Source organism: Virgibacillus sp. NKC19-3 (assembly GCF_019837165.1).
GTDB classification, from domain to species: domain Bacteria; phylum Bacillota; class Bacilli; order Bacillales; family Amphibacillaceae; genus Virgibacillus_L; species Virgibacillus_L saliphilus.
In genome coordinates this window covers 3,158,529-3,182,797 of record NZ_JAGYHC010000001.1, presented here as the reverse complement: position 1 = coordinate 3,182,797, position 24,269 = coordinate 3,158,529, and the positions used below count along the sequence as shown (strand labels likewise).

Annotated in this window: 21 protein-coding genes and 1 riboswitch; of the genes, 17 read left to right on the top strand and 4 right to left on the bottom strand. The window is 38.5% G+C overall.

Features of this window, described 5'->3' with window-relative positions; genetic code table 11:
• The first annotated feature begins 6 nt into the window (after window positions 1-6).
• The 14 genes from KFZ56_RS15305 (at window position 7) to KFZ56_RS15240 (ending at window position 17,193) form a co-directional block, all read left to right on the top strand.
• Window positions 7-1,848, top strand: coding sequence for a beta-glucoside-specific PTS transporter subunit IIABC (locus KFZ56_RS15305; protein WP_309228354.1), 1,842 nt, complete (start codon window positions 7-9; stop codon window positions 1,846-1,848).
• Window positions 1,849-1,929: 81 nt separating this feature from the next.
• Window positions 1,930-2,931: a 3-dehydro-L-gulonate 2-dehydrogenase gene (gene yiaK / locus KFZ56_RS15300; RefSeq protein WP_309228311.1), complete on the top strand. Its 1,002-nt coding sequence runs from the start codon at window positions 1,930-1,932 to the stop codon at window positions 2,929-2,931.
• A 74-nt stretch (window positions 2,932-3,005) separates the two neighbouring features.
• Window positions 3,006-4,025 carry a zinc-binding alcohol dehydrogenase family protein gene (locus KFZ56_RS15295; protein ID WP_222642845.1) on the top strand — a complete coding sequence of 340 codons (1,020 nt, stop codon included), beginning with the start codon at window positions 3,006-3,008 and terminating at the stop codon, window positions 4,023-4,025.
• Between the two features lie 477 nt (window positions 4,026-4,502).
• Window positions 4,503-5,207, top strand: a complete 705-nt coding sequence (locus tag KFZ56_RS15290) for a TetR/AcrR family transcriptional regulator (protein WP_222642844.1) — start codon at window positions 4,503-4,505, stop codon at window positions 5,205-5,207.
• Between the two features lie 153 nt (window positions 5,208-5,360).
• A complete protein-coding gene (locus KFZ56_RS15285; protein ID WP_222642842.1) occupies window positions 5,361-6,488 on the top strand; it encodes a betaine/proline/choline family ABC transporter ATP-binding protein in 1,128 nt (375 codons plus the stop codon).
• Window positions 6,479-7,120, top strand: coding sequence for an ABC transporter permease (locus KFZ56_RS15280; RefSeq protein ID WP_222642840.1), 642 nt, complete (start codon window positions 6,479-6,481; stop codon window positions 7,118-7,120). Before KFZ56_RS15285 ends, KFZ56_RS15280 begins: the two co-directional genes overlap by 10 nt.
• A 22-nt stretch (window positions 7,121-7,142) precedes the next feature.
• Window positions 7,143-8,054, top strand: coding sequence for a glycine betaine ABC transporter substrate-binding protein (locus KFZ56_RS15275; RefSeq protein WP_222642839.1), 912 nt, complete (start codon window positions 7,143-7,145; stop codon window positions 8,052-8,054).
• Window positions 8,055-8,067: 13 nt separating this feature from the next.
• Complete coding sequence (locus KFZ56_RS15270) at window positions 8,068-8,709, top strand: ABC transporter permease (protein WP_222642838.1); 642 nt, start codon at window positions 8,068-8,070, stop codon at window positions 8,707-8,709.
• 33 nt (window positions 8,710-8,742) lie between these two features.
• On the top strand, window positions 8,743-10,800 hold the full coding sequence (locus KFZ56_RS15265) for a CocE/NonD family hydrolase (RefSeq protein ID WP_222642837.1): 2,058 nt from the start codon (window positions 8,743-8,745) through the stop codon (window positions 10,798-10,800).
• Window positions 10,801-11,190: 390 nt separating this feature from the next.
• On the top strand, window positions 11,191-12,678 hold the full coding sequence (locus KFZ56_RS15260) for a xylulokinase (RefSeq protein ID WP_222642836.1): 1,488 nt from the start codon (window positions 11,191-11,193) through the stop codon (window positions 12,676-12,678).
• Window positions 12,679-12,809: 131 nt separating this feature from the next.
• Window positions 12,810-13,556, top strand: a complete 747-nt coding sequence (locus tag KFZ56_RS15255) for a MurR/RpiR family transcriptional regulator (RefSeq protein ID WP_222642835.1) — start codon at window positions 12,810-12,812, stop codon at window positions 13,554-13,556.
• A 142-nt stretch (window positions 13,557-13,698) separates the two neighbouring features.
• On the top strand, window positions 13,699-15,294 hold the full coding sequence (locus KFZ56_RS15250; protein WP_222642834.1) for a PTS transporter subunit EIIC: 1,596 nt from the start codon (window positions 13,699-13,701) through the stop codon (window positions 15,292-15,294).
• A 20-nt stretch (window positions 15,295-15,314) separates the two neighbouring features.
• Window positions 15,315-16,640 (top strand): 6-phospho-alpha-glucosidase, encoded by a 1,326-nt coding sequence (locus KFZ56_RS15245; RefSeq protein WP_255585168.1) that lies wholly within the window; start codon window positions 15,315-15,317, stop codon window positions 16,638-16,640.
• Window positions 16,641-16,704: 64 nt separating this feature from the next.
• Window positions 16,705-17,193: a PTS sugar transporter subunit IIA gene (locus KFZ56_RS15240; protein ID WP_375540704.1), complete on the top strand. Its 489-nt coding sequence runs from the start codon at window positions 16,705-16,707 to the stop codon at window positions 17,191-17,193.
• 145 nt (window positions 17,194-17,338) lie between these two features.
• Here the strand turns inward: KFZ56_RS15240 and KFZ56_RS15235 are convergent, their stop codons facing one another.
• A complete protein-coding gene (locus KFZ56_RS15235; protein ID WP_222642831.1) occupies window positions 17,339-18,109 on the bottom strand; it encodes an acetoin reductase in 771 nt (256 codons plus the stop codon).
• Window positions 18,110-18,502: 393 nt separating this feature from the next.
• Here KFZ56_RS15235 and KFZ56_RS15230 point away from each other — a divergent pair, with 393 nt between their 5' ends.
• The 3 genes from KFZ56_RS15230 to KFZ56_RS15220 are packed head-to-tail and all read left to right on the top strand — an operon-like array spanning window position 18,503 to window position 21,297.
• Complete coding sequence (locus tag KFZ56_RS15230; protein WP_222642829.1) at window positions 18,503-19,414, top strand: nucleoside hydrolase; 912 nt, start codon at window positions 18,503-18,505, stop codon at window positions 19,412-19,414.
• A 4-nt stretch (window positions 19,415-19,418) separates the two neighbouring features.
• Window positions 19,419-20,297, top strand: coding sequence for a ribokinase (rbsK, locus tag KFZ56_RS15225; RefSeq protein ID WP_222642827.1), 879 nt, complete (start codon window positions 19,419-19,421; stop codon window positions 20,295-20,297).
• Between the two features lie 58 nt (window positions 20,298-20,355).
• Window positions 20,356-21,297 (top strand): nucleoside hydrolase, encoded by a 942-nt coding sequence (locus KFZ56_RS15220; RefSeq protein ID WP_222642825.1) that lies wholly within the window; start codon window positions 20,356-20,358, stop codon window positions 21,295-21,297.
• A 43-nt stretch (window positions 21,298-21,340) separates the two neighbouring features.
• Here the strand turns inward: KFZ56_RS15220 and KFZ56_RS15215 are convergent, their stop codons facing one another.
• From KFZ56_RS15215 to KFZ56_RS15205, 3 genes are all read right to left on the bottom strand, one after another.
• Window positions 21,341-21,826 carry a QueT transporter family protein gene (locus KFZ56_RS15215; RefSeq protein ID WP_222642823.1) on the bottom strand — a complete coding sequence of 162 codons (486 nt, stop codon included), beginning with the start codon at window positions 21,824-21,826 and terminating at the stop codon, window positions 21,341-21,343.
• Window positions 21,827-21,832: 6 nt separating this feature from the next.
• Window positions 21,833-21,877, bottom strand: a riboswitch (PreQ1 riboswitch).
• 149 nt (window positions 21,878-22,026) lie between these two features.
• The gene (locus KFZ56_RS15210) at window positions 22,027-23,481 is read right to left on the bottom strand and encodes a DASS family sodium-coupled anion symporter (protein WP_255585167.1); all 1,455 of its coding nucleotides are present in this window, start codon (window positions 23,479-23,481) and stop codon (window positions 22,027-22,029) included.
• 286 nt (window positions 23,482-23,767) lie between these two features.
• Entirely contained in the window at window positions 23,768-24,247 is a 480-nt protein-coding gene (locus KFZ56_RS15205; protein ID WP_222642820.1) for a DinB family protein, read from the bottom strand.
• Window positions 24,248-24,269 lie beyond the last annotated feature (22 nt).

Below are 24,269 nucleotides of genomic sequence, written 5' to 3'. Positions count from 1 at the left end.
AATAAAATTGATTATAAAAATATTGGTGGCAAAGAAAATATCAAACGAATTTCCCATTGTATGACAAGGTTGAGGATCGACCTATTTGATAATAATAAAATAGACATCGATGCACTGTCGGATATGGAAGCAGTACTAAATACGCAAGTGCAAAACGGACAATTACAAGTAGTTATTGGCCCGGCTGTTGCCAATTGGTATGATGAAATGGTTCAAATCACAGGGATAGGTGGATCAAAAGACGATTCAGATGCCCAATCAGAAGGTGAGAAAAAAGGCTTTTTTAGTCGTATTTTGGAAATTTTATCCAATATATTCGTTCCTATCATACCTGCGATCGCTGCTGCAGGTATGATGAAAGCATTGCTCGGATTATTAACAACATTTCATTGGCTATCAGAAGAAAGCGATTTATATACGATATTAAACCTAATGGCTGATACAACGTTTTATTTTTTACCATTTTTGCTAGCGATTTCAGCAGCGAAATTATTTAAAACGAGTGAAATATTGTCAGCTGTGTTAGCCGGTGCATTACTCTATCCATCCATTGTTGATATGGTGGGTGAAATTGACAGTTATAGCTTTCTCGGTTTACCAATTCCAGTAATTTCATATACAACTTCGGTTATTCCGATCATTTTATCCGTATGGTTAATGAGTTACGTTTATCGATTTGTCGATAAACACATGCCTGATATGTTAAAAGTCATATTTGTTCCAACGGTAGTATTATTAGTTATGATTCCTATTGAGTTAATAGCTTTGGGTCCTTTAGGCCATTACTTTGGTGTAGCCTTATCAACTGTTTCAATGGAACTATTTGAGTTTTCAGGTGCAGTTGCAGGTGCCATTCTAGGTGGGCTTCGTCCATTAATGGTTATTACTGGTATGCATCAAGCGTTGACACCGATAGTATTCCAAAACTTTGCATCATTGGGATATGATGTTTTAATGCCTACGATGATAATATCAACGTTTGCACAGGCAACAGGTGTGTTAACGTTGGCATTAAAATCAACGTCCAAAAAAGAAAAATCGGTCATTTATTCATCAGGTATATCAGCAATCCTCGGAATTACAGAACCGGCTTTATATGGTGTGATCATTCGATACAAACGTGTTCTATTATCTGTAATTATTGGTGGAGCCTTAGGGGCAGGCTATGTTTCATTCATGGGATACCATCTTTTAAGTTTTGCCCCTTCTAACATCATTAGTCTTGCTGTATACGCATTAGCGCCAAAATTCATTCATGTCATTATTGGAATCATAATTACAGTAGGATCTACGTTTATCCTGGTCATGACATTACAACCAAAAGTTGGTGTAAAACATGAACAGAAAAAAGCTGTAAATGAAGCAGCTGCCACGGATGGAAACATTGGTTCAAAAAGTATCGAAACAGGCATCCACGCACCAATGAATGGTAAACTCGTAGATTTAACAGATGTTCCTGATACGACATTTTCAAGTGGGTCTATGGGTGATGGATTTGCCATCATTCCAAGTGAAGGTGCTGTTGTAGCCCCATTTGACGGAACTGTCATTGTCACAGCAGGCACCTCACATGCAATTGGATTAAGGTCTGAAAGTGGGATTGAGGTTCTCATTCATATTGGTATTGATACGGTTGAACTAGAAGGTAAATATTTCAATATGCTTGTCCAACAAGGGGATAGCGTGAAATCTGGTCAACAACTAATCACGTTTAATTTAGAAGCCATTCAAAAAGAATATAATATTATCAGTCCGATTATTGTTACGAATGCTTCAGCTCAAATGAGTGTAAATGAGAAAGAATTTATGATTAAAGACCATGATCTCATTGCATCAAGTTCGTTATAGATATTCTGGGAAATAAATAATACTTCGGCTATTACATGCAACCAGTTGGAGTATATATTGCCCTATAAAGGAGTTATTCATGTGAGGATACCATATGAGGAAATGAAAAATGAATTCAAAAGCGTGCTCATGGAAAAAGGATTTTCGGAGAAGGATGCAGGGGAAGCAGCCATATCCTTTACGAATAATAGTCTTGACGGGATTTATTCCCATGGTGTCAATCGATTTCCTAGAGTTATTGACTATATTGAAAAAGGGTATATAAAGCCGAATGCTGTTCCAGAAAAAATCAGTGCATTTGGCGCATTGGAAAGATGGGACGGCAATTTAGCACTAGGAAATTTAACAGCAAAACAATGTATGAATCGGTCAATGGAACTGGCTCAGGAATATGGCATAGGCTGTGTTGCTTTGAAGAATACAAATCACTGGATGAGAGGTGGGGAATATGGTTGGCAGGCGGCAGAAAACGGATTTATCGGAGTCTGTTGGACGAATACACAGCCCAATATGCCAGCTTGGAATGCGAAAGATAGGAGGATTGGGAATAACCCAATTATTCTATCCCTCCCAAGAAAAGATGGTCCAGTTGTAGTTGATATGGCTATGTCTCAATTTTCCTATGGTAAAATAGAAAAATTTAAAATGGAAGGTAGAGATCTACCTGTTCCGGGAGGCTTTGATATTCAAGGAAATCTTACGAAGGATCCCAAAGCAATAGAAGATACATGGAGGGTCTTGCCGGTTGGTTATTGGAAAGGATCGGGATTATCGATCGTACTTGATATAATTGCTTCTATGTTATCAGATGGAAATACGACGCATGACGTTGGGAAATTAGGAGAAGATGAATTCGCTTTGTCTCAAGTATTTATCGCGATTGATCCAACGAAACTAGGAAATAGTCAGGAATGGGAAAAAAGAATGAACGAAACGATCCAAGACATAAAAAATTCGATTCCTGTTTCAGATGACAGTGAGGTCTATTATCCAGGAGAGAGAACCAAGATTACGAGAAAAGAAAATACAACGTTAGGAATACCTGTTGAATCAGATGTATGGAAGAAAATCAAATCAATGTAAGCCTGTAGGGGAGCACATGGTTAAATAGGGTTATCCTGTGTTCCCTGTAAATTATTTCTTTAGAGGTGTTTCAAATGAAAGCAGTTAGGATTCCAAAGGCGCATGTTATTGAGTTATTAAATATGAATGAGCCCATGATAGATCAAGGGGATCAAGTGAAAGTGAAAATTAAGCGTGTTGGTATTTGTGGTTCAGATATGCATATTTATAATGGAACAAATCCACTTGCGACTTACCCTAGAATAATTGGACATGAAGTAACCGGGGAAATTGTTGATGTTGGCTCAAGCGTAAGCGGAATATCGGTTGGCGATCACGTTGTTATCGAACCTATTCATTACTGTGGTGTGTGTTATGCTTGTAGATCTGGTAGACCAAATGTATGTAAGGAAGTAACGGTATTTGGTGTTCATGAGGATGGCGGAATGAGGGAATTTGTTGTGCTTCCCGAAAGCAAAGTCCATAAGGTGAATACCGAAATAGAGTGGGATGAAGCAGTTATGGCTGAACCATATACGATTGGAGCACAGGCAACTTGGAGAGGGAATGTTCAGAAAGGCCAAGTGGTTTTTATACAAGGGGCTGGTCCAATTGGAATCGCCGTTTTAAAAGTGGCTAAGCTACGCGGCGCAACGGTCATTATTTCGGATATCACGAATGAGCGCTTGGAATTTGCCAAAGTGAATGGTGCGGATGATGTAATAAATCCCTCTGAAGAAGATAGCATTGCAAAAATGAATGACATCACAAATGATGAAGGTGCGAACGTCGTAATTGATGCAGTAGGCACGCCACAGACCTTTGAATTAAGTGTGGAGGTAGCATCTGCAGCTGGGTATGTTGTTACATTAGGGTTTAGTGCAACGCCATCCTCTATTTCTTTAAAGGCAATTACGAAAAAAGAATTAACGATTGTGGGTTCAAGGCTACAAACCAATCAATTTGCTGTAGTAGTAGATCTAATGAATAAGAAGAAATTAACCCATCATGGTCTAGTAACACATAAATTTCATGTGGATCAAGTTAGGGAAGCATTTGAATTTGTGCATAAGAATCCAGATAAAGTGAGAAAAGCGGTTATTATATTTGATTAACTAGTTACAAGAGGTTGGAATTCCGGTTAGTAGGTGTATTCTTAATATCGGCTATGCAATTAAAAAAGCAAAAACCGATGCAAGGGGAAAACCAAATATATTGGAAAAGATATAATACCTTTTTAACATATGACTTTAAGTTTGCTCCTTCCCCATTAGAAGATGCAAGAAACTTCTAATGGGGATTTTTTTGTTTATGGCTTTAATTATATTCATAACATAGACTTCCATTTTATAAAATCCATGTTGTATTTAATAAATAGGTTTATTTTTCGATAATTGCTCTTCTTTTTTGTTAAATGCTATATTTTTTTACTATATCTCTATTTTACTCTATAAAACTACTGCAAATCAGATTTAACATGATTTTTTCTTTGTGTTAATATGAACATGTTCACGAAATGAACTTGTTCAAGAAGACGTGTTCGTGAAAAATACCCTTTTTGATTTGTGTATAAAGCGTGAGGATGTGAACGAATGAGACGAAATAATAAAGAAATCCAACAGGCACGTATGTGGCGTTATTTTATTGATGCTGCAACGGAAGTTATTGAGGAGGATGGTATTGATCATTTTGCAGTTCGTAAAATAGCTGATAAAGCAGGTTTCACTAGCTCAACGGTGTATAACTATTTTAAAGACTTATCGCACTTGAAGTTCTTTACTGCCATGAGGTATACTGCCGATTATTTGGACGAATTGCCATACTACCTTGAAAAGGGGAACAATACGGTAGAAAGCTGGCTGTATAGTTGGGAATGCTTTTGCAAACATTCCTTTGAAAATCCAAAAATTTATTCTGTAATTTTTATGGATAATCTGGGATTTCCAGAAGAATTGTTAGAACATTATTACCAGGTCTACCAAAATGATTTAATTGGACTTCCGGATGGAATTAGAGAGATTATCATGGAGCAGAGTTTCTCGAAACGAAGCGCTTTATATATCCAAAGTGCAGTTGATGAAGACTTTATCGAACAAAAAAATGTGGATTTTATTTCCGATGTGACATTGCTTATTTGGAAAGGAATGATGAATTCGGTTATAAACCAGCGAAGAAAGTATTCAAAAGAAGAGGTGATTCAAAAAACACTTTTTTATGTTTTTAACAGCGTAATGAGTGTAGTCATTCCATCAAAGCGCAGCGAAGTTAAGCTGGTTTACAATGACATTGATATGTAGATAAAGGACGGATTTTAGCTACTACCATTGTACAGTAGTAATTATTTTGAAATATTTATGAACACGTTCATATTATGAAAATGTTTTCTATTTGTTTGTGTACTAAGCTATAATTGAGGGTATTTTCATTCTTCAGCTGAAGGGGGAACTAATTTGATAAGCTTGAAAAAAGTTAGCAAGGTTTACGATGATGGATTTCAAGCGTTGAAAAATATTGATTTGACGTTTGAGGAAGGACAAATTAATGTTTTGATCGGTCCGAGTGGCTGTGGAAAAACAACAACAATGAAATTATTGAATCGATTGACAGCGTATACCGATGGAGAAATAATGATTAATGGAAAAAATTTAAAAGATACTGATCCCATTGAATTACGGAGACAAATGGGATATGTCATTCAAAATATTGGATTATTTCCGCATATGAGTATCTCGAAAAACATTGCTACCGTACCCAAGTTATTAAAATGGGATAACGAACGGATAAAAAAGCGGGTGGATGAATTACTTGAGATGGTGGATCTCCCCCCAAATGAATATCGACATCGTTATCCATCTGAACTAAGTGGTGGTCAACAACAACGGGTTGGTGTGATTCGGGCTCTTGCGGCAGAACCATCTACTATTTTAATGGACGAGCCATTTAGTGCCCTCGACCCGATTAGCAGGGAGCAATTACAGGATGAACTTGTTCGACTACAAAAAGAAATCAATAAAACCATTATTTTTGTAACGCATGATATGGATGAGGCGATAAAAATTGCGGATCAGATTATTTTGATGCAGGATGGTCATATAGTTCAAAAAGGAACACCTAAAGAAATTTTGACGAATCCGGTAAATGATTTTGTGAAAGAATTTATTGGTGAGGACAGACTTGGAAGTATGTTGCCATCGCTTAGTGACTTTGTGGAGAAAAATGCACCTACAGTAACTCTAAGCCAGTCAGTGAAAAAAGCAGTTGAGTTAATGGTAGATTGTGAATTTACGGAAATTCCAGTAGTGGATGAAAAGGGCAAATTTATAGGCATGCTAGGTTTGTATCACACATTGAACAATATGCAGATGAAATTGGGAGAACTGATCGATGATTCGATTAAACCTATAAAACAGAAAATGGAGACAGGCCAATTGATTCACCGTTTCAATGAAAGCCGTTTTACCATTTATCCAGTTTTGTCAGATGATGGGCGCGTGGAAGGTATCGTTCAGCGTAGCAAGATGTATCAATTACTAAATCAATTTTACGAGCACAAGAGTGGTGGTCAAAGTTGGAATTAGTCATAGATTACATTGAATTTTGGCAGGACAAAGCGGATTCTATCGTAACATATACGTGGGAACATTTGCTTATATCATTTACAATCATTTTTCTTTCCATTGTATTTACCATCCCGCTTGCAATTTGGATGACAAAGATGAAAAACGAGAAAATGAAAAGCTTGATTTTTAACATCGCGAATATATTCCAAACAATTCCCACTATTGCTCTTTTAGCGATTATGATCCCATTTTTCGGGATAGGGTTTGTTCCAGCTGTTGTTGCCCTTTTTCTGTATGCGTTACTTCCATTACTTCGTAATACATATGCAGGAATTGAGTCCATTGATCAAAGTATGGTGGAAGCAGCAAAAGGAATGGGCTTCAGTACATTTGGGAGATTGATTAAAATCGAATTGCCCTCGGCTATACCTTATATTATGTCAGGAATTCGTGTGACAACGGTTTACATTATTAGTTGGACAACCCTTGCCGCCCTAATCGGCGCAGGAGGATTAGGGGATCTGATTTTAGCTGGTATTGGGTATAACGATAAACACATGATTTTTACAGGTACTATCTTAGCCATTGTGATTGCTTTGTTGATTGATTTAGCATTTGGGAAATTTGAGAAAAGATATTCAAACGTATAAATTTTTAAGGAGTGTTTTACCAATGAAAAAGATGGTGGTTGGTATTGTTTTTGCATGTTTGGTACTGCTTTTAGCAGCATGCGGAAACCAAACCTCAGAAGAAGGTGGAGAAATTTTTAATTATGGTGCGCAAAAAAATACAGACGCGAAAATAATGGGACAAATTGTCACTATGATGATGGAGGATCAGACGATCCATGAAGTGGAAATGACAGAAGATCTTCCGGCAAGCCCGCAAGTAATGTCTGCCATTGACCAGGAAGAGCTTGACTTTGCAACGCTATATTCTGGAGAGGTTTATAATAATCACTTTGATGAAGAACAAGTGGAATATTCAACAGATGGGGAGAAAACGATAGAACAGGCACAAGAACTATTTGGTGAAACGTATGACATAAAGTGGTATGACTCGATTGGCTTCAGAAATCAGTATAGTATTGCGATTTCGAATAATTTAGCAAAAGAAAAAAATATTGAAATGATGTCCGATTTAGAGCCGTATGCGGGCAATTTAATTCTAGGTACAGATAACTCTTGGATCGAAAGGGCAAATGACGGTTATGATGCGTATCAGGAAACTTACGGTTATTCATTCTCTGAAGCAAATGGAATGGATGTTGCCCTGATGTATGAAGGTATTAATAGTGGGGAATTGGATGCTGTTACGGCATATACGGTTGACCCGCAAATTTTGGAGTATGATTTGCAACTATTAGAAGATGATATGCAATTTTTTCCGCCATATGATGCGTCAATTGTTGCACGCAATGATGTGATTGATGCGTATCCGGAAGTGTCCGAAGTATTGGATTCAACTGTAGGTATGGTCAGTACAGAAGAAATGATGGAATTAATGCACGAGGTGGATATTAAAGACCGAGGCACAAAGGAAGTAGCGAAAGAATTTTTACAGGAAAAAGGCTTGCTAGAGTAGGGTGTGATTGAATTTGAATTTTTTCATAGAATTAGGTCAGTACATGATGGAAAACAGTGGTGAACTGCTAGGTATGACAATGGATCATATTATTATGGTTGTCTATGGATTGGCGCTGGCGTTACTCGTTGGGATTCTTTTAGGCATTCTAGCAGCGAGATATGAAAGGTTGGCACCTGTCATTATTTCCTTGACCAATATTCTACAGCTGATTCCGAGTATCGCAATGTTGGCAATTCTAATGCTGTATCTCGGCTTGGGATTCGAAACAATGGTTGTAGGGTTGTTCTTTTATTCCTTAATGCCGATTGTGCGTAATACGTATGTTGGAATTAAAGAGGTTGATCCAAGTATTCTGGAAGCTGGGAGGGGATCTGGTATGACTGCTTTTCAGTTATTATCAAAAATCCAATTCCCTCTATCTCTTCCATTTGTGATGGCAGGGCTTCGAGTAGCTTCGGTTATTGCGGTTGCAGTTGCTTGTATTGGTCCTTATATCGGTGCAGACGGACTTGGAAAAGAGATTATTTCTGGCATTAGTTTACAATCTGAGGTAAAAATATATGCAGGTGCTATTCCAGCAACAATTTTAGCATTATTAGCAGATTTTATACTTGGAAAATTAGAAAAGAAAACAACACATCAGACTGTTTAATAGATAAATCAATTGATAGAAAGGTTGACAGTATTGGTTTTTAATGTAAGAGATTCAGAATATCGCAGAATTAAAGAAAACTTTCCACGAGACATTAAAAAGGTTGAACATATCAGAATTCCGATGTCTGACGGGGCTGAATTAGCGGCTGATATATGGTTGCCGGAGGATGCAAAAGATAATCCTGTACCAGCAATATTAGAGTATCTTCCATATCGGAAGAATGATTTTACCGCTATTCGTGATTCAATCAGACATCCATATTTTGCAGGACATGGCTATGCGAGTATTCGTGTGGATATCCGGGGCTCAGGAGATTCAGACGGGATTCTGGTTGATGAATACTTGAGTCAGGAACAGGATGACGCCCTGGAAGTGCTGGATTGGATTGCCAAGCAGCCTTGGTCTACAGGGGCAGTTGGGATGATTGGTAAGTCATGGGGAGGATTCAATGGTTTGCAAGTTGCAGCAAAACAGCATTCGGCATTGAAAACGATTATCACCCTATGCTCATCAGATGATCGGTATGCTGATGATGTTCATTATCGAGGTGGTAATCTTTTAGCTTCAGACATGCTTTGGTGGTCATCAACCATGTTTGCATATAACGCGAGACCACAAGACCCTACAGTGGTAGGTGAAAGTTGGCGAAAAAACTGGTTGGATCGTCTGGAAAACACGCCGCCTTTTGTTGAGGAATGGACGAGACATCAACGTCGGGATGATTACTGGAAACATGGGTCCATTTGTGAAGATTATTCCGATATCCAAATCCCGGTATTCGCCGTAAGCGGATGGCAGGATGGTTATACGAATGCGGTATTTCGCCTCCTTGAGCATCTTCCAAAAGAAAGCAAGGGCTTAATTGGCCCGTGGATGCATGAATACCCGGAAGTGGCCACACCAGAGCCAAACATCGGATTTCTGCAAGAATGCTTGCGCTGGTGGGATCAATGGTTAAAAGGAAAAGATACAGGTATCATGGACGAGCCGAAATTAATTTCCTGGATTCAGGATAGTGAATTGCCACAAGTGAACTATGAAAAACGCCCAGGAAAATGGGTAGGAGATGAAACGTGGCCATCTAAAAATGTACGTGGAAGGAAATTATGGTTGGAAAATCAGCAATTAACGGACAAGGTACCAGTTCAGGAATCGGTAATTTCTATTCCAAGCGTACAGGAACACGGATTTTATTCCGGCGTGTTCTGCCCATTTGGGGAAACAGGAGATTTGCCTGCCGATCAGCGTTTGGAAAATGCAAAATCCGTTGTGTTTACATCTCCCCCCCTGGAAGAAACCGTTGAATTACTTGGTCTACCAGTATTCCATGCAGAAATTTCTTCGGATCAGGAAAATGCAATGATAGCAGTCCGCCTGAATGATAAGGCTCCAACAGGGGACTCTACATTGATTAGCTGGGGAATGTTAAATTTGAATCATCTACAGTCCCATGAAGTTCCTGGGAAACTAGAAAAAGGGAAAAAATATAAAATTGTGGTTTCTTTAGATGCAATGGGCCAACAAATTCCAAAAAGCCATCAGCTGGAAGTGGCAGTTTCTCCAACATATTGGCCGCAAGCATGGCCATCTCCAAAACCAGTTACGTTAACTGTTTATCCTGGAAAAGATACGTATATGGATTTGCCAGTAAGAGAGGCACAACCAGAGGATGTTACAGTTGGAGACCATTTTCAAATTCCTGAAATAGCTCAAGTGATTGATAAGAAAATTTTGCGTGAGGAAAAACGAACAAGGGAACTGAAACATGATTTGGTTCAAGGCGCATGGAAATTAGAAGATTACTCGGATGAAGGGGAGAGAAAACTGCTGACGAATGGCGTAGAGCACGGTAGTAAGAATAAAAATACGTTTATGATCAAGGAGAATGATCCATTGTCCGCCAAAGTCTCGTGTGAATGGGAGTTGAAAGTCGGCCGAGACGACTGGCAGACAAAGCTTAAAAGTTTCAGTGAAATGACCAGTGATGAAACAACGTTTTATTTAACGAACAATTTAGTAGCATTTGAAAATGATAACGAAGTGTTCCGGAAAACATGGAAAACGGATATACCTAGGGATTTTAATTGATCCCTAGGAAATAGGTGGCTATTATCAGGATTATGGGTTTTGTATTTACATCGGTATTGAGTTTCTTTGTTTAGTATATTAGTGAAGCAAGAGTAGTACTCTCTTGCTTCTTTTTACATTTAATACTTAAAGCGAATGGCATCTACGATTAATAAAACATCCCCGACCCACCACCATAAATCCCATTACCTTTTCCAGAGGTCACTATTTCCTATGTTAGGTAGAATGCGATAATGACATTCCAATCTCAACGTGCAGTTGGTATAATAGATCTTATAAATTTAGAGAAATGTGAAGGAATCATAAGGGGCTTCGTATATACGTACGGTGGACAGTGCAAAAGAAAAATGACCGTCCTTATGTTTGCTTAAAAACGAAAGAGGTGAGAGTTTGAAAGAATATATTGCGGTTTTTGATATTGGGACGACGGCTGTGAAAGGTGTCTTAATTGACGGGCAAGCTGCGATTATAGGAGAATATCGTGTGCGTGTGAACACCTATTATGGAAAAAATGGGGAAGTGGAACAATGCCCTGCTGATTGGTGGGAAGGAATGAAAGAGATTACACAAAAGTGGTGGTCCGTATTAAACATCGAAGCTAAGCAAGTTGTTGCAATTACGTTTACGGGGCAAATGGAAGATATTATTTCGATTTCACCAACATATCCGAATCAAAAAGCTATTTTATATTCAGATAACCGTTTTGAGCAAGAAGCAGCGTACATTATGAAAAGGTTGCCAAATATTCAAGCGGAAACAGGGAACATCATTCGTTCATCCACGCCGTTAGCTAAGTTACTTTGGATGAAAGAAAATAGGGAAGAGCTCATGGAAAACACACAATGTTTTGTTTTTAGTTCAAAGGATTATGGTATTTATAAATTGACGAATAAGTTCGTCACAGATCCAACAACTGCAGCAACGACTGGCATGATGAATCTACATACGCGTGCATGGATACCGGTAATTATGGAAATATTCGGACTTGATACAAATAAGCTTCCAAACTTATGTGGTTCCGAGGAAATAGTCGGGTATGTATCTGCATCAGCTATGGAGGAAACAGGGTTCTTACAAACCACACCTGTTTTATGCGGAAGTGGTGATGCGGGAGCAACAGCGATGGGAGTAGCGGCGGTTCATCAAGGAGATACTTATTTTTATCTTGGAACAACTGGATGGGCAGCAATGGTGCAAGAAATCATTAGCCCAAATATACAAGGCATGTTTCACTTAGCTCATATCGTTCCACATTTAACAATCAGCATTGCTCCACTACTTAATGCGGGAAATGTACATGGATGGGCTGTAGAGACATTCGCAAGTGAGGACACAGATGATAAGAATAGTGCGTTTGAAGAATTAGTAAAAGAAGCACCAGTAGGAAGCAATGGGTTATTTTTCCTCCCCTATATACACGGGGAGCGGTGTCCGATGCAGAATTCGGATGCAAAAGGTGCCTTTTGGGGGATTGGACCGAAAACCTCCAAAAGCGATATGGCTAGAGCGGTGATGGAAGGTATATGTTTCTCTTACAAACAACTAACGGATCTCATCATTGACCTTGGGGACAATGATGTTCTGACGTTAATAGGAGGGGGCTCCAAAAGCGCTGTTTGGTGCCAAATCTTAGCGGACATTCTCGGTCTCCAGGTAAGGGTTCCAGCGGACAGTGAGTATATGCCTGCATTGGGTATCTCTGCATCTGCCTTTGTGCAGCTTGGATGGGTTGATCATTATTATGCTTTTTCAGAGCGATTTCTAAGAACTGCTGAATCTAAAATGTATGAACCAAATAGGCTTAATCATGAGGTTTATGAAGAAATCTATGAAACGTATTTGAAGATGTATCCTAGTTTGAAGGGGATGTATGAATAGATGGGAATGATAGGATGCTGAATATGGTGGTTAACTGTTAGAGAAATGGTGTGCTTAGTATTTACTAGACTCCAATACTACCACCAATATGAATGGAATGTATAACTTCCCCTTTGAAGGAGTGACCCAATTTGATCGATATCAGTAAATTTATTCAAGGCAAGAATTTGACAGATATAGACATTCAAGTCTTTACTTATATCATTGATAATATCGATAATGTTTTACAACAAGGTGTTAGGCGAATTGCGGAAAATAACTATACATCTGCGGCTACAGTAATTCGCTTATCAAAAAAACTTGGGTATACAGGTTTTGTTGATATGTATTATAATCTTTTACCTCTAGTTAAAACAACAGAGAATCAAAACGAGTTGGCCGAGGATTTTTTGGAAATGGCTCCTCAGGATTTTTTTAAATACAATACAATGGAAGACATAGAGTGGTTTATTCAAACCGTTTTACATTTATATCAAAATTACATTTTTATTTATGCAACGGGTTTTTCTGGTATTGCTGCTGAATATTTGTATAAAAAGTTACTAGTATTAGGAAAAAAAACTGTACATGCAAGCGGGACAGATTCCGTTGGTGTGTTTGAGAATAATATAGAGGATATTGGTGTGCTAATTGCTATATCAAAGTCTGGCGAAACCCAACAAGTTATTGATAAGTTAAAAGCTGCCAGAGAGCATGAAATTACAACTATTTCTTTCACTAAAGAAACGAGTAATCGGATTGCTGATTTATCTGATTTGAATTTTAAAATCATTGATAATAGCAAATTAGATGATCGAAATATGCTCCCAAATATATTCTTTCCCAGATTGCTTATGGTATTTGAATTCATCATGAAAACGTACCTTGAACGGGCGTAGATAAAAAAAACTTGTAAAGTAATTTATTTTTGTGAAACGTGTTTCTTCTTGTGAAACACGTTTTTATCATGTCTGAAAGCATTTACATGGGAAAATCCCCGTGAGAAAATAAATCACACCAACGAGAGATGGGGGGACAATCATGAGGGAAAAAATAATGGAGGGAATGCAAAGATTTTCTAAGGCAATGTTTATTCCTGTGCTGATTCTACCAATTGCAGGTATTTTGATTGCTCTTGGAAATGTATTTACGAACCAAAGATTACTTGATACCGTTCCATTTTTAGATAATCCTATTACAACCGGGTTTGGGACTATTTTATCTGGCTCCTTGGTTTCTATCCTCGGTAATTTAGGATTGATATTTTGTGTAGGTATAACAGTAGGTTTAGCAAAAAAGGAAAAAGCTGTAGCTGGATTTACAGCAGTGTTAGGCTATCTTATATTCGTTAATGCTATGAATCAATTTATGGAACTGAATGGTTTACTGGCTGAAGCTGAAGCAATGCAAAATGCCGGACAGACTTTGGTGATGGGTGTACAAATTATGGATATGGGTGTTTTTCTGGGCATCATACTCGGTTTAATAACTGCTTATATTCATAATAAATTTATTGAAAAGGAATTCAAGGGAGCTTTGCAGATTTATGGTGGTTCTCGCTTTGTTTTTATTGTTTTGATTCCAGTAGTTATTTTGTTAGCAGTTGCGCTCACGTATATTTGGCCTTTTTTCCAAAGTGGCATTAATGGTCTGGGTTCCTTAATTCAGAGAAGTGGAAACTTTGGCTTGTTCTTATATGGAATGTTAGAAAGATTATTAATTCCGACTGGTTTGCATCATTTAGTTTATACGCCATTTTTATACTCATCTTTAGGGGGCGTTGTAGAAGTTGGGAATCAAGTGTTTGAAGGTGCGAGAAATATTTACTACGCCGAAATTGCTGATCCAAGTGTAACGCGTTTATCGGAAAGTGTTATATGGGATGCACGTGGTATTTCTAAAATGTTCGGTTTAATCGGTGCATGTTTAGCCATGTATCATACTGCAAAACCTGAAAACAAAGCAAAGGCAAAGGCGATTTTAATTCCGGTAGCTTTCACATCGTTTATTGCTGGTGTAACAGAACCAATTGAGTTCTCCTTTATGTTTGTAGCACCACTATTGTTTGTCGTCCATGCAGCATTGAGCGGATTGAGCTTTGTGATGTTAAATATACTGGATGTTCGTGCCATTGGTCCAAATGGGATGATTGACTTCTTATTGTATAATGTACCTCTTGGAATTGAGAAGACAAGTTGGCCAATGTACATTTTAGTGGGATTATTGTTCTTTGTTATCTATTATGTCACATTCCGTTTTTTAATTAAGAAATTCAATTTCAAAACGGTTGGTCGTGAAGATGCAGAAGAAGAAACGAAAATGTACTCCAAAAAAGATTATAAAAAGAAGAAAAACAATGAGGAAGAGCCAGAAGCACAAACAGATTCAGGCATGGCAAGTGTGATTGTCGATGCTTTGGGTGGCGCTAACAATATAAAAACAGTTACCAATTGTTATACTCGATTACGACTCACGCTGGATAAACCTGACTTAGTAGATGAATTAACATTAAAAAACGAAACCGGGGCAAATGGGGTCATTGTAAAAAATCAAAATGTTCAAGTCGTATATGGGTTGGAAGTTAATAACATTCGAAAAGAACTAGATAATTATTTAGGAATAAAAGAAGTAGATTAAGTGAAGAAAGGACGATTAATATGAAAGAGTTCACAGTAGTTATTGCAGGTGGAGGAAGTACGTATACACCAGGAATTGTTATGATGTTATTGGACAATTTGGATCGTTTCCCAATTCAAAAGCTAACGTTATATGATAATGATGCAGACAGACAAAATGTTTTAGGCGAATCATTGGATATTTTATTAAAGGAGCAAGCGCCAGACATTGAATTTTGTTATACGACAGACCCAGAGAAGGCATTTACAAATGCAGATTTTTGTTTCGCGCATATTCGCGTTGGAAAATACGATATGCGTGAAAAAGATGAGAAGATCCCATTAAAACATGGGGTCGTCGGGCAAGAAACTTGTGGACCTGGTGGAGTTGCTTATGGAATGCGTAGTATAGGGCCAATGATGGAAATGATCGATCTGATGGAAAAGTATTCACCAGATTGTTGGATGCTGAATTATTCAAACCCTGCAGCTATTATAGCCGAAGCTTGTCGCATACTTCGTCCCAATTCCCAAGTGTTGAATATTTGCGATATGCCCGTTGGAACATTGAGGAGAATGTCACAAATTATTGATAAGGATCCTAAAGATTTGGATGTCCGTTATTTTGGTTTAAATCATTTTGGATGGTGGACAAGCGTTAAAGATAAAGGAGGGCATGAATATTTACCACAAATCCGTGAATATGTTGCAGAACATGGTTACCTTACGCAAACAGAGGTTGACACACAGCACATGGATCAAAGCTGGCAAGACACGCATAAAAAGGCGAAAGATCTTTTAGCAATTGATCCTAGATTTTTACCTAATACGTATTTAAAATATTATTTTTACCCTGATTTTGTTGTTGAACATTCAAATGCTAACTATACACGTGCAAATGAGGTAATCGATGGAAGAGAAAAAGAAGTATTCTCGACTGCTAGAAATATCACGGATAAAGGAACAGCAGAAGGCAGTGGATTTGCTATTGGCAGTCACGCAACATTTATTGTTGATTTGGCCCGAGCTATTGCGTACAACACACATGAAAGAATGCTTATGATTGTAGAAAATAATGGGGCAATCGCAAATTTTGATGATAATGCAATGGTAGAGGTTCCATGTCTTATCGGTTCGGATGGTCCGGAGGTATTGAGTCAAGGCAACATTCCGGAATTTGAGCGAGCACTGATGTATCAGCAAGTAACCGTAGAAAAATTAGCGGTCGAGGCGTATATCGAGAGCAGCTATCAAAAGTTCTGGCAAGCATTAACGCTTTCCAAAACTGTACCAAGTGCAGCAGTGGCTAAAAATGTACTTGACGATTTAATCGAAGCGAATCAAGATTATTGGCCGGAATTTAAATAATTGAACGAAACGGTAAAAGGCGAAATGCATTTTCGCCTTTTACGGTATATGGAGGTACAAAATGTTGAAAAATATATTTCGAAAAAAAGAAACAACGGAAACAATACTCTCTCCGTTTACTGGGAACGTTATCAAAATGGAAGATGTACCAGACGACGTGTTCAGTCAGAAACTAATGGGTGATGGGATTGCTATTGAGCCAACAGAAGGTATCGTGGTTGCTCCGATTGATGGAGAAGTGATTCAATTTTTCCATACCAAGCATGCCATTGGAATTCGTAGCACAAATGGTCTGGAGGTTTTAATTCATATTGGTTTGGAAACAGTAGCTCTTCATGGAGAAGGCTTTGAAGGATTTGTGAAAAAAGGGGATCATATAAAGGCTGGTGACAAACTTATAACCTTTGATCTGGGACAAATTAAAGTAAAGGCGGATAGTATTATTTCACCAGTTGTTATCACAAATGGAGACATGGTGACTTCGCTGATAAAAAGTGATGAAAAAATGGTTACGTATGGCAAATCCGCATTACTGATAGTGAAAACGAAATAGATGGGAGGGTACGGAGACTCAATAGTAAGAAACCACTGGCAATAAGCGCGATAAGGTTGTTTCACGATTAGAGAAATGGCCTTTTTTTGATATGGTATCCAGGGGGCTCTTTTTCCAAAGATACCTCATGGATACTTTTCAAGGATTAGTGGACTTCAATACCACCATCAATATTAATAGCTTGGCCTGTCATATAGTTAGCGTCTTCAGAAGCTAAATATGAAACTAGCTTAGCAACATCTTCTGGTGTCTGTGAACGCTTAAGCGGGATATTGTCCACTTGTTCTTGCCATGCCTCGCCGGGTTTTTGGCCTTTATAGTCAACCATTCCAGCATCAATACGGTCCCACATGTCAGTTCCAACAATCCCAGGACAATAGGCATTAACCGTAATGTTGAATTGGGCTAGTTCTTGTGATGCGACTTGTGTAAGTCCACGAACAGCAAATTTGGTAGCGGAATAAGCGCCTAATAATTGAAAAGCCGTTTTACCGGCAATACTGCAGGCATTAATGATTTTTCCACCGTTTTCTTGTTTTTTCATCTGTTTGGTCGCTGCTTGAATCCCATAGACAGTACCAAATACGTTAACATTGAATATCTTCTCCAGATTATTCGGTGTTATATCTTCTACAGCCTCGACTTGATCAATCCCTGCATTGTTAATAAAGACATCGACGGAGCCAAACTGTTTCACTGCTTGATCCACAACATGAAATTGATCATCTTGTTTTGAGATGTCCCCTTGAACAGCGATTGCGTCTATACTGTTATTCTTAAATGCTTCCACCGTTTTATTAGCTAAATCTATATTCATATCACTAATAACAATATGAAAGCCATCTTTTCCCAGGCGTTCTCCTAGTGCTTTACCAATTCCTTGAGCTCCACCTGTAATAACAGCTACCTTACTCATCTTAATCACCTCAATTGATTTGTTATTTAGTGGTATTTCTAACCACTACTACTATATTCCCGGGAATTTTTTTGACAAAACATGACTTTTTACATATGAAGAGGACATTAAATCTATGGACGAAAACAATGATCATGGAGCGTTGAAGTAAATTTAAGATGTAATTATTTATCTTTGTAATCAGGGGAAGGGCTTTCTCTCATCTAATATAGAAAACTTCTTGCACTTTTTACGGGAATAACAATAAACGGCATGTTTACATAAGGTATACAATCTTATCTAAGGCGGCTTCTTAAGCAATCTGAATAGCTCGTAATCGCTGTTATGTATATGGTAAAATAACAAGTGTGATCAATATCTTTTTATATTTATTAATATAGGAAAGGGATTCAAATGAAAAAGCCAATAATAATTGATACAGACCCTGGGATTGATGATGTTGTTGCAATTACTGCTGCTTTATTTTCCGAAGAGCTGGACGTTAGGTTAATAACAACCGTTGGAGGAAATGTGGGGATTGAAAATACAACAAAGAATGCGGTTGATTTGCTGACCTTTTTAGGAAAGGATACTCCGGTTGCAAAAGGTGCTAGTGAGCCCCTTGTGCGCAAACCTAGGACCGCATCCCATGTCCATGGAAGCACCGGCGTGGGTGAATATCGGTTTGAAGCGAAAGCGAATGAAGCTCTGTTGTCTAATGAGAACGCTATTGTCGCATTGAGAAATCATATTATGTATTCCCTAGAGCCTGTCACACTTGTTGCGATTGGACCGCTTACCAACATTGCCCTATTATTAAAGACATTTCCGGAGACACTGAACAATATGGAAGAAATTGTACTGATGGGTGGAGCCGTAGAGGGTGGTAACGCAACACCAGTAGCAGAATTTAATATATTTGCTGATCCACATGCAGCAAAAATTGTCTTTGATGCAGATATACATATTATTATGTGTGGCTTGGATGTGACGCGTTTAACAAGTGTTACCAACGAGGATGTTGAAAAGCTAAACGGACTTGGTGATGCTGGTAAAATGGTTTATGACATGCTTGATTACTATAAGCATACTTATTCCGATGGAAGTATCAGTATCCATGATGTATGTACTATCATCTATTTAACATGCCCAGATCTTTTCGACGTGAAACGAGCAAATGTAAATGTGGTAACAGAAGGAGAAGCAGCAGGATGCACCATAACGAACTATATGGATGATGGAAATGTTTCCGTCTGTATAGATGCAGATGTAAATGAATTTAGGGCCAAATTTATATCTATATTTCAAACTATTTTGGAGAGGTAATTATATGAAAAAAGCATCAACGGTTTGTGTCGTTGGAAGTATTAATATGGACCTAACAATATCTACAACGAAAATGCCGGATCAAGGGGAAACGATTCTGGGTGATAATTTTGCTACATATCCGGGTGGAAAAGGTGCCAATCAAGCCGTAGCGGCAGCTAGAGTAGGAGCTGATGTAAATATGATTGGCGCAGTTGGGGATGATGCATTTGGTACCACACTATTGGATCATCTTAAACATGAAGGAATTAGTATTGAAGGAATCACTATGATGCATGAGGTAGCAACCGGGATTGCAACTATTATTTTGTCTGAAAATGATAATCGAATCATTGTTGCGCCAGGCGCCAATCATGCTGTGCTACCGGAATTAATAGAAAAGAACCGGGAACAGATTAAACATAGCGACGTGGTATTAATGCAATTAGAGATACCAATAGAAACGGTGGTGCGTACGCTGAAGATCGCAAGGGAATATGATATCCCAGTTATCGTAAACCCTGCACCATATCAGTCATTGCCGGATGAATTATTAACGGGAAGTACATTTTTTACGCCAAATGAAATTGAAGTAGAAGCAATGAAAAATGATCCGCTTTTTGATTCGATTCGTGAAAAATTGATTGTGACAAAAGGCGATGAGGGGGTGGAATTTTATAACAATGGAACCAATCATGTACCGGGGTTCAATGTAGAAGTAAAAGATACAACCGGCGCGGGTGACACATTTAACGGAGCATTGGCTGCGCGTCTGGGGAGTGGACTATCTATTGATGAAGTGGTTCAGTTTGCGAATGCAGCAGCGGCTCTTTCCGTGACAAAAGTTGGCGCCCAGGGCGGCATGCCTACTAAACAAGAAGTGGAAGGATTTAGAAAGGAGTAAGGGGCCATCAAAATAAGCCCTCATGCTTTTCCAACTTATACAGAAGGAGAGAGTGCAATTGAAAAGACAAGTTTATTTAAATCATGATGGTGGTGTAGATGATTTAGTTTCTCTATTTTTATTATTACAAATGGAAGAGGTTGATTTACTTGGTGTCGGGGTCACTCCAGCTGACAGCTATTTGGAACCTGCAGTACATGCAAGTCGTAAAATAGTGGACCGGTTTGGAAAAGGAAAAGGAGTCAAAGTAGCTGCGTCTACATCCCGTGGCAAAAACCCATTTCCAAAGGATTGGCGCATGCATGCCTTTTTTGTTGATGCTCTTCCCATTCTAAATGAATCAGGTTCAATACAAACAAAGGTAGCCAAACTTCCGTCCCACCAACATATGATCGAAGCTATTCGTGTAAGTGAAACAAAAGTTACATTAGTATTTATAGGCCCGTTAACGGATTTAGCCCGAGCGTTGGAAGAGGCGCCTGACATCGAAAATAATATTGAGAAATTAGTTTGGATGGGTGGAACATTTTTAGAAAATGGAAATGTAGCAGAGCCGGAACATGATGGTACAGCGGAATGGAATGCGTTCTGGGATCCGAAGGCGGTGGAGCGGGTCTGGAATAGTTCGATTACCATTGACTTGGTTGCGCTGGAAAGTACGAATCAAGTGCCACTTACAGTAGATGTAAGAAATAGCTGGGCGTCGCAGCGAAAAGATATTGGAATTGATTTCCTAGGTCAATGTTATGCTATGGTTCCACCACTCGTTCATTTTCAAACCAATTCGACTTACTTTTTATGGGATGTTCTTACAACAGCTACGATTGGAAAAGAAGATATCGTACAGAAAAAAGAAGTGAGAAGCAGAGTTCATGCAGATGGAGCGAGTCAAGGAAAAACAGAAATAGCCGAAACAGGTCGAGCTGTTAATTTCGTATATGACGTGAATCGGGATGCATTTTTCGACTATATTACAGAACTTGCAAGGCAAAATAAGTAAGGGGAGGGAGGCAAGGGAGTTGCTCCCTCCATATTTCCCAGAATCAGATAAATTGATCGAAACGCACGCGTTTATTTAATGCATACATAATGGGGATTCCAACAGCCAAAACAATCAGTTCTCCGGCGGCTGTTGTCAGCCATGTAAATAGAAATGGCAACTCCAAAGCCAAGTTAAGTTCAAATGCGATGATAAACATATTGAACGAAAATACTAGTGTATTGGCAATCAGCAAAATCCAAGTGTTTTTAATAAAACGTGCCAGTAATATGATAATGGTCAATGAAATAGCCGAATGCGCAACCCCAAATAGCAGATCATAAATACCTAATGGTGAAAATAATAAATTGGTTAAAAATACACCCACAATAATTCCGAAGAAGTATTTTTTATTAAACACAATGAGATGGTTAAACATCTCGGGAATACGAAATTGAACATTCGTAAATCCAAATGGTTGAATAACGACCGAAACAGCAATATATAGCGCTGCTAACAACCCGTTTATGACTAAAGTGCGAGCATTCATTCTGACATCTCCTTAGTTTTTTTGCGTGGGAGGGTCTCGAACCACGTGACGCATAAAGATTAGTATAATATAAATTTATGAAAAAAGGAAGTATGGAGGATGGATCGGCTGTTAAAGATAAATGACTTTTCACAACCGAATCCTGTCAGGAAGGGTTGTAGTGCCAAATCGAATGTGTTCTGAACAAAATTTAAAGAATTTTACAATAACCCAACCCATTGCCAATATGTTGCGCTGAATAAAATAATGAGCAGGTAACCGATAACGGTGATTGGAATACCTGATTTTAACAAGTCTTTTGCAGTAAATGTATTTGTCCCATAAGCAAGCATGCCTTGTGGAGAGTTAATGGGTAATAAAAAGCCGAAGCTAATGACAAATTGCATAATAAGAACTAATCCGATTCCATTGAACGATGTTGGTTCCATTGCTCCAACTAATGCAATAACAATTGGAATAAAAGCAGATGCCAGACTAGTTGCACTAGCAAATCCCAGGTGAATCAGAATGTTAAATAAAGCCAATAGCGCAATCATAAGAATGAGTGGCATATCGCTAATTCCCATTGCTTCAAAGGAATTGGTGGATAACCAAGAAGCCCCTTCCGTATTTAACAATACCATCCCCAACGAAATACCTGTAGCGAAAACAATTAATGTTCCCCATGGTACCTTTTGCTGAACTTCTTTCCAGCTAAATATACCAATGGTTGGAGTCAACATTATTGCAACAGCAATTATCATCATCGTGGTAGAGTCAAATGGGTGTATAACCCCTTCTGTGGACCAGAATACGAGTAAAAATAGTGCAATAACAATGAGTCGAATTTCTTTGCTTGATATTTTACCTAAATCGTTTAATTGTTTCTTAAGGCTGTCTTCTTCTGAAATATCGGGAATATCAGGTTTAATTAATCTTGTCATGACGATATATAATAGAATAGACATTAGAATAGACCAGGGAGCCGCATATAAAAACCATTCCCCCCATGCAATGTTAACACCAAATTCTGTTTCTATAAATCCGATCGCTACCATGTTTTGTGCTGCTGCGGTTTTAATACCTATATTCCAAATGGATATCGACTGAACAGCTGTTATCATTAATAATGAAGCTAATTTACTATCTTTAGCCAATCCAAACGCAGCGACAATTCCCAGTAGTATCGGCACAAGGGTACCAGCACGGGCTGTAGCACTTGGAACAAATAAAGCTAGCACAAAACTGACCATAATGGTACCGATAACCAGCCGTCCTGGCTGAATACCTACCTTAGATAGGATATATAATGCAATACGCCGGTGCAATCCGGTGATTTCCATTGCTGCAGCAAGCACAAGTGCTCCTGCCACTAATAGTACGGCAGTTGAACTAAAGCCACCGATTGCCATACTCAAAGCCTCACTTGTTCCGTATGTCACAGAAGGATCCTCAATTGTTGGTGATAAACCGATTAATATCGCTAATAGGCTTACAATCATAACAGCGCTTACAGGATAAGTTACCGCTTCTGTAACCCATAAAATAATAGCAAAGGCTAATACAGCCAAAGCGCGTTGACCTGCTACTGGTAAAGTTTCCGGATTTGGAAGTAATAAAATGATGATTAGCACTATAAAAGCTGCGATAAGTGCTATTATCTGTCTCTTTTTCATCCTGATTTCCTCCTTCCAGGTAACTAAAATCATTAAAATGAAGTTTATTACCTTATACTTCTATTATAAATGATAATAAACGATGTTCAGCTTTTCACATTTTACGATTTTATAACTTTTTTTAAAAAAGCTAAGGTCTTTCTACGCAAGGTTTTTATTACGAGAATAGGAGGGAAAATATGCCTAGGGTTTTATGTATTACAAAAGCCAATTGTCGTCTTAGCTTGATGCTAGAACAATTGGCTTCCATAACCTATGTCTTTTATATTAGAAATTCGTATTCACGCTAGTTGTTCTCCTGATCTTCTTTTGTTGGCCCCATCACACCTGGTACTGGCAATCCTGCTTGGCGAAGCAATACGGTCATTTGTCCTCGATGATGCGTTTGATGATCGATTAATGTTCGTAGCAGCGCACCTCTAGGCGTAGGGTTACCAAAATTATCCACATTTTCTTCTAATTTTTCATCAGATAATTGTTCTACTTCTTGTTTGATTGCATTGGAGATTTTTCTATATTGTTCTACAATCTCACTTGCTTGCTGTGGCACTTTATTTGGATCAGCGGAATCGTTTATATTTAGTTCGACCAATCCTGCAAAAAATGCAGGTGCCGTTGCGACGTGCCATCCCAACCAGCCGAGTGTATTATGCCCCTCTACGATTGCCTGGTCCAACTTTTCGTCTGAAAGTGATTCAAGCACATTTAAGGTACCTTGAGAAGCCATTGACCAATCTTGTATAAAATCGTTTACTTTTCGATACATGATCTAACCCCTTTTCGTCATA

What these genes read in the sequence shown, in the direction of transcription:
- KFZ56_RS15210 (WP_255585167.1), bottom strand. Translation starts at nt 23,481, where the DNA reads ATGAAAAAGAGACAGATAATAGCACTTATCGCAGCTTTTATAGTGCTA.
- KFZ56_RS15215 (WP_222642823.1), bottom strand. Translation starts at nt 21,826, where the DNA reads ATGAATGCTCGCACTTTAGTCATAAACGGGTTGTTAGCAGCGCTATAT.
- KFZ56_RS15290 (WP_222642844.1), top strand. Translation starts at nt 4,503, where the DNA reads ATGAGACGAAATAATAAAGAAATCCAACAGGCACGTATGTGGCGTTAT.
- KFZ56_RS15205 (WP_222642820.1), bottom strand. Translation starts at nt 24,247, where the DNA reads ATGTATCGAAAAGTAAACGATTTTATACAAGATTGGTCAATGGCTTCT.
- KFZ56_RS15235 (WP_222642831.1), bottom strand. Translation starts at nt 18,109, where the DNA reads ATGAGTAAGGTAGCTGTTATTACAGGTGGAGCTCAAGGAATTGGTAAA.
- KFZ56_RS15250 (WP_222642834.1), top strand. Translation starts at nt 13,699, where the DNA reads ATGAGGGAAAAAATAATGGAGGGAATGCAAAGATTTTCTAAGGCAATG.
- KFZ56_RS15245 (WP_255585168.1), top strand. Translation starts at nt 15,315, where the DNA reads ATGAAAGAGTTCACAGTAGTTATTGCAGGTGGAGGAAGTACGTATACA.
- rbsK (WP_222642827.1), top strand. Translation starts at nt 19,419, where the DNA reads ATGAAAAAAGCATCAACGGTTTGTGTCGTTGGAAGTATTAATATGGAC.
- KFZ56_RS15295 (WP_222642845.1), top strand. Translation starts at nt 3,006, where the DNA reads ATGAAAGCAGTTAGGATTCCAAAGGCGCATGTTATTGAGTTATTAAAT.
- KFZ56_RS15230 (WP_222642829.1), top strand. Translation starts at nt 18,503, where the DNA reads ATGAAAAAGCCAATAATAATTGATACAGACCCTGGGATTGATGATGTT.
- KFZ56_RS15275 (WP_222642839.1), top strand. Translation starts at nt 7,143, where the DNA reads ATGAAAAAGATGGTGGTTGGTATTGTTTTTGCATGTTTGGTACTGCTT.